7 protein-coding genes are annotated in these 6,346 nt (G+C 69.4%); 6 read left to right on the top strand and 1 reads right to left on the bottom strand.

Features of this window, described 5'->3' with window-relative positions; translation table 11 throughout:
• The 4 genes from ACE3TU_RS17555 to ACE3TU_RS17540 form a co-directional block, all read left to right on the top strand.
• A partial coding sequence (locus tag ACE3TU_RS17555) for a sensor histidine kinase (RefSeq protein WP_374626542.1) occupies positions 1 to 655 on the top strand: 655 nt, incomplete at its 5' end.
• Entirely contained in the window at positions 652 to 1,935 is a 1,284-nt protein-coding gene (locus tag ACE3TU_RS17550; protein WP_374626540.1) for a peptidoglycan-binding protein, read from the top strand. The genes ACE3TU_RS17555 and ACE3TU_RS17550, both read left to right, overlap by 4 nt.
• Positions 1,936 to 1,940: 5 nt before the next feature.
• A complete protein-coding gene (locus ACE3TU_RS17545) occupies positions 1,941 to 2,273 on the top strand; it encodes a DUF1491 family protein (RefSeq protein WP_374626538.1) in 333 nt (110 codons plus the stop codon).
• A 76-nt stretch (positions 2,274 to 2,349) separates the two neighbouring features.
• Positions 2,350 to 4,392 carry a methyl-accepting chemotaxis protein gene (locus ACE3TU_RS17540; protein ID WP_374626536.1) on the top strand — a complete coding sequence of 681 codons (2,043 nt, stop codon included), beginning with the start codon at positions 2,350 to 2,352 and terminating at the stop codon, positions 4,390 to 4,392.
• A gap of 54 nt (positions 4,393 to 4,446) precedes the next feature.
• Here ACE3TU_RS17540 and ACE3TU_RS17535 read toward each other — a convergent pair whose 3' ends face one another.
• Complete coding sequence (locus tag ACE3TU_RS17535) at positions 4,447 to 5,640, bottom strand: DUF2336 domain-containing protein (protein WP_374626534.1); 1,194 nt, start codon at positions 5,638 to 5,640, stop codon at positions 4,447 to 4,449.
• Between the two features lie 126 nt (positions 5,641 to 5,766).
• Here ACE3TU_RS17535 and ACE3TU_RS17530 point away from each other — a divergent pair, with 126 nt between their 5' ends.
• A complete protein-coding gene (locus tag ACE3TU_RS17530; RefSeq protein WP_374626532.1) occupies positions 5,767 to 5,946 on the top strand; it encodes a hypothetical protein in 180 nt (59 codons plus the stop codon).
• Positions 5,939 to 6,346: hypothetical protein (locus ACE3TU_RS17525; protein WP_374626530.1), on the top strand; the 408-nt coding region annotated here is incomplete at its 3' end. The genes ACE3TU_RS17530 and ACE3TU_RS17525, both read left to right, overlap by 8 nt.

Here is a 6,346-nt window from a genome sequence, read left to right as displayed (position 1 = left end):
GCTCATCCACCAGAGCGGCCAGCACCTGATCGAGGTGGTCAAGATGCTGCTCGACATGTCGCGCCTCGAGGCCGGCAAGTTCGAGCTGCAGACCGAGGCCTTCGCGCCCGACACCCTGGTCGAGCCGTGCTTCAAGATGGTCGACGCCATGGCCCGGGAAAAGTCCGTCCGCCTGATGAGCGACATCCCGCGCGCCCTGCCGATGCTGGTCGCCGACGAGCGGGCCTGCCGGCAGATCCTGATCAACCTGCTCTCCAATGCGGTCAAGTTCAGCCACGAGCACTCGGTGGTGACCCTCGCCATGCGGCGGCAGGGCCGGCACGTCGCCATCTCGGTGGCCGACCAGGGCATCGGCATGGGCGAGGAAGCGGTGCGCCGGCTGGGCGAGCCGTTCTTCCAGGCCCAGGGCGGGCTGGCCCGGCGCTACGAGGGGACCGGGCTGGGGCTGTCGATCGTCAAGGGCCTCGCCGAACTGCATGACGGCTCGCTGCATGCGAGTTCCTCGCCCGGCGAGGGCACCGTGATGACTGTCTTGCTGCCCATAAACGGTCCGGAAACCAAGCTGGTGGAAACTCCTGCCGTCACCCCCCTTCACCGGGATCCGGCGCCCCAGAATATGGCCACATGGCAAGACGAAAGAAGAAGAGCACTATGACGGCAGCGTCTTTCGCGCACCTGCCGCTGCAGGTCGGCGGCTTCGCTCTGGCCTCGGCGGGCCGGGCGGCGTTGTGGATCATCGGGCGCTACATGCGCGCGCCCCTGACCAATTCGGCCATTGCGGCGCTCGTCGTGACCAGCGCCATGGCGGGCTCCAATGCGCTCTACGGGCAGGCGCACGATCATCCGGCGCCGCTGTTCGCGCCCGTCGCCGCGACGGCCCGGGTCGAGCCGGTGATCCCCGCGGTCAAGCCCAAGTCGCTGGAGATGAAGCCGGCGCTGGTGGTCGGCAAGCCGGTCGAGGCGAAGCCGGCCATGGCCGAGGCCAGGAGCGAGCCGATCGGCAACCAGGACGTCATCGAGGTGCAGCGCAAGCTCGAGATGATGAAGCTGTTCGCCGGCAAGATCGATGGCCTCTACGGACCGCAGACGGCGCGGGCGATCAAGAAGTTCGAAGAACTGAACGGCATGAAGCCGAGAGGCGAACTGACCGCCGCGATTGTCGAGGCGATCCGCAAGGCCCCCATGGGCATGGCCGAGCCGAAGGAACAGCCGGCGGTAACGCCCTTGGCGCGGCCGACCGTCGAGCCGGAGCCCGAAGCCACCCTCGTCCCCGAAGCGCTCACGGAACCGGTGAGCGAGGACCTGCCGGAAACGAGGCCCGAGGCCGCCGAGGCGGTCGAACCGAGGACCCCGGCCGCGGCGACCCCGCTCGCGGACCCCGAGCCGCTCGCCATGCAGCTCGAGACCGGCTCGATCGGCAAGCCGGCCGCCGCGGTCGAGGCCACCGTGCTCGGCCGGCCGGTGCCGCAGACGCCGGAAGACGCGCTCGAACTGGCGGCCGAGACGGCCGGCGATGCCATCGACACCATCATCTCGGGGGTCGAGACCATCGCCATGACCAAGTCGAACAAGCGCGTCGAAGCGGTGCAGCAGTTCGCCGCCGAAATGGCCGCGCTGCCCGCCAAGCCCAAGGTCGGCGTGCCGCTCGCCATCGAGGAGGAGCCGGCCCCGCCGGGCGAGGCGATCGCGGTGCTCGACACCCCGGCGACCCCCGACGAAATCATCCGCACCAAGACCACCGACCCGGTCTTCGTCGCCAAGGTGCAGCGCGGCCTCGCCAGCCTCGGCTTCCTGCACGGACCGGCCGACGGCCTTGCCGGCGAAGCGACGGCCAAGGCGATCCGGAACTTCGAGACCTACTTCAACTACGAGACGACGGGCCGCATCTCGCCGGAACTGCTCGATCTGCTGATCGAGAACGGCGCGTCGATCTAGGGCGGATGTTCCGCTCCGACATCTGGGTGGCGGCCTTCGTCCGCCGCCACAACGACATCGGCCACATCTGCGTGGTCGCCCGGCGGGGCGACCCGATTGCCGGCCAGATCTTCGTCGAGGTCGACCACCTCAACGGCGAGACCTCGCTCTACGTCCCCGCGCCGGCCGCCAGCCGGGCCGACAACCCGGAAGAGCGGCTGTTCCAGCGGCGGTTCGACCGGGTCGGCCCGGACAGGGTGCGCCAGCGGCTGGTGCAGGAAGAGGCATTCGATCCCGACTTCTGGGTAATCTCGCTCGAACTGCGTTCGGGCGACCTGGGCCTGCTGGTGGTCGCCTGACCGCTCCGGAAACCGCTGGTTAAGGATAAGTCCACCATCGCCGGGTAAGCTCCGCCTCACCTGCCCGGAGGCACAGATGGACTTCAACAAGGTGAAGCTCAGCACCAAGATCGTGAGCGTCTCGACGGCCATACTCGTGCTGATCCCGGTGGCGGTGGGACTTGTCCTGCTGATGGTCAACGGCATCGGGGCCGCCAATGTGCGGGCGCGGGCCCAGACCGAGATCACCAGCCTCGTGCGGTCCGCCGACCAGTCGCTGCTGCGCATGGACCTGGCGGCGCGCGACATCCGCCTCGCGGTCAAGCAGGAGGAAGTCGACGCGGCCGGTCTGGCCGCCGACGCCGCCCTCGCCGAGATGACGGCCCTGCTGGATCGCACCGTGCCGCTGATGGCCGAGGCCGCCGACCGCGAGCGTATCGAGCGGATCAAGGCGACCCTGGCGGGCTACCGCAGCGTCGTGGGCGAACTGGGGGCGGTGGTCGCCGAGCAGATCTTCTCGGGCATGAAGATCGAGGCCGAGCGCCAGGCGGTCGTCGCCAAGCTGGTGGCCAGCGCCGCCGAGGCGATGGCGCTGATCGACGAGGCGACCGCCATCGCCGACCAGCGTGCGGCGGACGAGGCTGCCGCCGCCGACGGCTCGGCGAACGGCGCCGTCCTGATCCTCATCGGCGCCAGCGTCGTCGTGCTGGTGATGCTGGCCTTCGCCACCTGGTTCCTGATCGGCAGCGTCGCCCGCCCGATCCGGCGCATCACGGCGGCCATGGCGGATCTGGCGCACGGCCGCCTCGATGGCACCGTGCCGTTCACCGCCCGTCTCGACGAGATCGGCGAGATGGCCGCCGCCGTGCAGGTGTTCAAGGACAATGCCGCCAGGATCGACGCGGCGGGGCGCGAGGAGGCCGAGCGGCAGGCCGGGGTCGCCGAGCGTGACCGGCTGGTCGCCAGTTTCTCGGCCTCGTTCAACCAGGTGCTGGCCGCCACCGCGAAGGGCGACCTGTCGCAGCGCGTCGTCGATACCCTGCCGGACGCCGAACTGTCCGGCTTCGCCAAGGCGATGAACATGATGCTGAGCGGTATCGAGGGCGCGCTCAAGGAGGCCGGCGAAGTGCTCGGCGCGGTGGCCGACACCGATCTCACGCGCCGTGTCACCGGCACCTACGAAGGCGCGTTCGGCAAGCTCAAGGACGACACCAACAAGGTTGCGGACCGGCTGGCCGAGATCGTCGCACAGCTGCGCGAGACCTCGCGCGGGCTGAAAGTGGCGACCTCGGAAATCCTCAGCGGCGCCAACGACCTCAGCGAACGCACCACCAAGCAGGCCGCGACCATCGAGCAGACCTCGGCAGCCATGGAGCAATTGGCGCGCACCGTCATGCAGAATGCCGAGCGCGCCGCCGGTGCTTCCAAGAGCGCCACGGCGGTCACGGTTGCGGCAGAGGAGGGCGGCAGCGTGATGCGCGAGGCCAATGTCGCCATGGGCCGGATCAGCGAGAGTTCGGCCAAGATCTCCTCGATCATCGGGCTGATCGACGACATCGCCTTCCAGACCAACCTCTTGGCGCTCAATGCCTCGGTGGAGGCCGCCCGCGCCGGCGATGCCGGCAAGGGCTTTGCCGTCGTGGCCGTGGAAGTGCGGCGTCTGGCGCAATCCGCCGCCGGCGCCTCGAACGACATCAAGGCGCTGATCGAGCAGTCGGCCCGCGAGGTCAGCGGCGGCACCAAGCTGGTGGCCGAAGCCGCCACGAAGCTGGAGGTCATGCTCGACGCCGTCCGCTCCAACCGCGACATCCTCGAGGGCATCGCCCGGGACAGCCGCGACCAGGCCGGCTCGATCGACGAGGTGACCTCGGCGGTGCGGCAGATGGACGAGATGACCCAGCACAACGCGGCGCTGGTGGAGCAGACCAATGCCGCGATCGAGCAGACCGAGGCGCAGGCGAGCGAACTCGACCGCGTGGTCGATGTCTTCAGGGTCGCCGGGGCCTCCGCGCGCAGCGTCGCCACGCCGCCAGCACCGCCCAAGGGCATCCGGGCGCTGCAGCAGCGGGTCAGCACCGCAGCCAAGACCTATCTCAGCCGCGGCAACACGGCAGTCAAGGAAGAGTGGAGCGAGTTCTAGCCCGGGTCAGGTGGGCGGCGCGATCGGCTCCGTCGCCGCGGCGACCCGCGCCGGTCAGCTGGCGCGGGTGCCGATGCGGGCCAGGGCCTCGATCGCCTGTTCGACGATCGGGTTGCGCTCGCGGGTCTGGGGCGGCGGCGGGCGCCGACGCTCGGCCTCGAACGGCCGGTATTCCGGCTTGGTCAGGTCGAGCAGGTTCACCTCGCCACGCCAGGCGCTCATCAGGAAGGCCGTGGCGTCGACGCTCACCGTCTCGAACATGGTCGAGAACTGCGCCAGCGCCCGCGAGCGGTCCTCGTCGTGCGAGGTGGCGTGGATCAGCACCTTGAGCCCGTCATGGGCGCTGCAGCCGAAGGCGCGCAACACCACGAACAGGGCGGCGCCGCTGGTATCGTGCGCGATCTGGCCACAACGCACCTCGTCGAGCCCGGTGATCTGGTGGAGGAGGCGGGTGACCTCGGGCCGCCGGTTCTCGGAGAAGAGCTTCATCAGCGCCCGGGTGAGCTGATCCGTCGCCACCGACAGCTGCTCCAGCGTGCGCTTGATCGGCGCGGCCGGGGTCTGGCGCTGCGCGAAGGCGGAGATCACCTTGAGCCGGTCGGTCTCGCCCAGATCGAAGAAGGCCGGCGCGAGCAGGGCGGCGTCGAAATCGTCGCGGGCAGCGAGCGACCAGGCCACCTGATGATCCATCTGCGCAGAGCGGGCCAGCGCGTTGAGATACGGCCCGCGCGGCTGGATGGCGGTATTGGTGGCGAGCGCGCGATAGACCTTGCGGCTGTTCATCTGGAACAGCCGCGCCAGCACGGTGTTGCTGAGATCGGCGCGTCGCGCCAGCGCGGCGCCGAGCAGGACGTCGTTGGAGGAGATCACCTTGAGCATGGTGCCTTCGGAGAGGCGCGGCGCGGTGACGAGGAACTCCGCCAGATCGTCGCCCAGATGGCGCACCACCAGCTCCTCGAGGTCGGCAGTCAGATCCGCTGACCGGCCCAGCGTGGCCGCCGCCTTGGCGCGGGCGGCCGGCGACGCGATGGGAAACAGCCGCAGCGCCAGGGCGGAGAACTGCTCCAGCTCGGCCGCCGTGGGCTTGCCGCGGCGCGAGAACGCATCGCAGGCGGCGCACAGCAGCGTGTTGGTGCGATCGACCCCGCCGGTCTCGATCAGCAGCTGGAACGTCTCGTAGGGCTGAAAGCCGATCATCTGTACCCCGGGCGCACCGGGATTCGGCCGGTCACGCTCAGGCGCGATCATTTCCAGCAATTCGTTAGCGAACTGTTAACCTTGACGAACTCTTAATGAAAACCGTCAGGCATCGCGTCGGGCCTGATTTGTCGTCGGCAATGGGGCCGGCGAGGGCAGTTGCCCGAGGAGGCCAGAGTGGGAAAGCTGGTTCATTTCACCAGGCGCGGACGCAGCGCCGACGCCAAGGGCACGACCCAGGAAAGCGGCGAGATCGTGCTGTTCACCGGCGTCCGCTACGAACGTGCCGGCAGCGCGCCGCAGCTGCCGACCAAGCCTGTGGGCGCCGCTTCGCGCGCCAAGCGCCGGCGTGGCTGACGGCCCGCTGCGCCTCGCCGTCCTGGTTCTGTGCTGCGCCCTGGCGCTGCCCGGGCAGCCGGCCTCTGCCCGCCAGCTCGGCGATTTCGGGCGCGTCCAAGCCGGCGTGCTGAACGACGAGATCATTCCCGGCTTCGAGAAGATCTGGAAGCAGCTCAACCGCCGACCGGCCTCGGACTTCAACTGGACCGACCAGGAAGCCGAGATGCATGCGCGGGTCTGGCGTTTCCTCGTTGCGCCGCAGTCCCGCGACTGGGCCTTCGAGTATGCCGCCGAGATCAGGCCGGCCAAGGCCGGCGAGCAGCGCAAGCGCTACGAGGATCGCTACTACAGCTGGCTGAGGACGGAGCGCCATGCCTCCTCGCGCGGGCGCTACGCCACGATGAGCGAGCACATCGGC

Source organism: Devosia sp., assembly GCF_041917035.1.
In the GTDB taxonomy this organism is placed as follows: Bacteria; Pseudomonadota; Alphaproteobacteria; order Rhizobiales; family Devosiaceae; genus Devosia_A.
The sequence above is the reverse complement of the archived record's forward strand: the minus strand, read 5'-3'. Positions and strand labels throughout refer to the sequence as shown.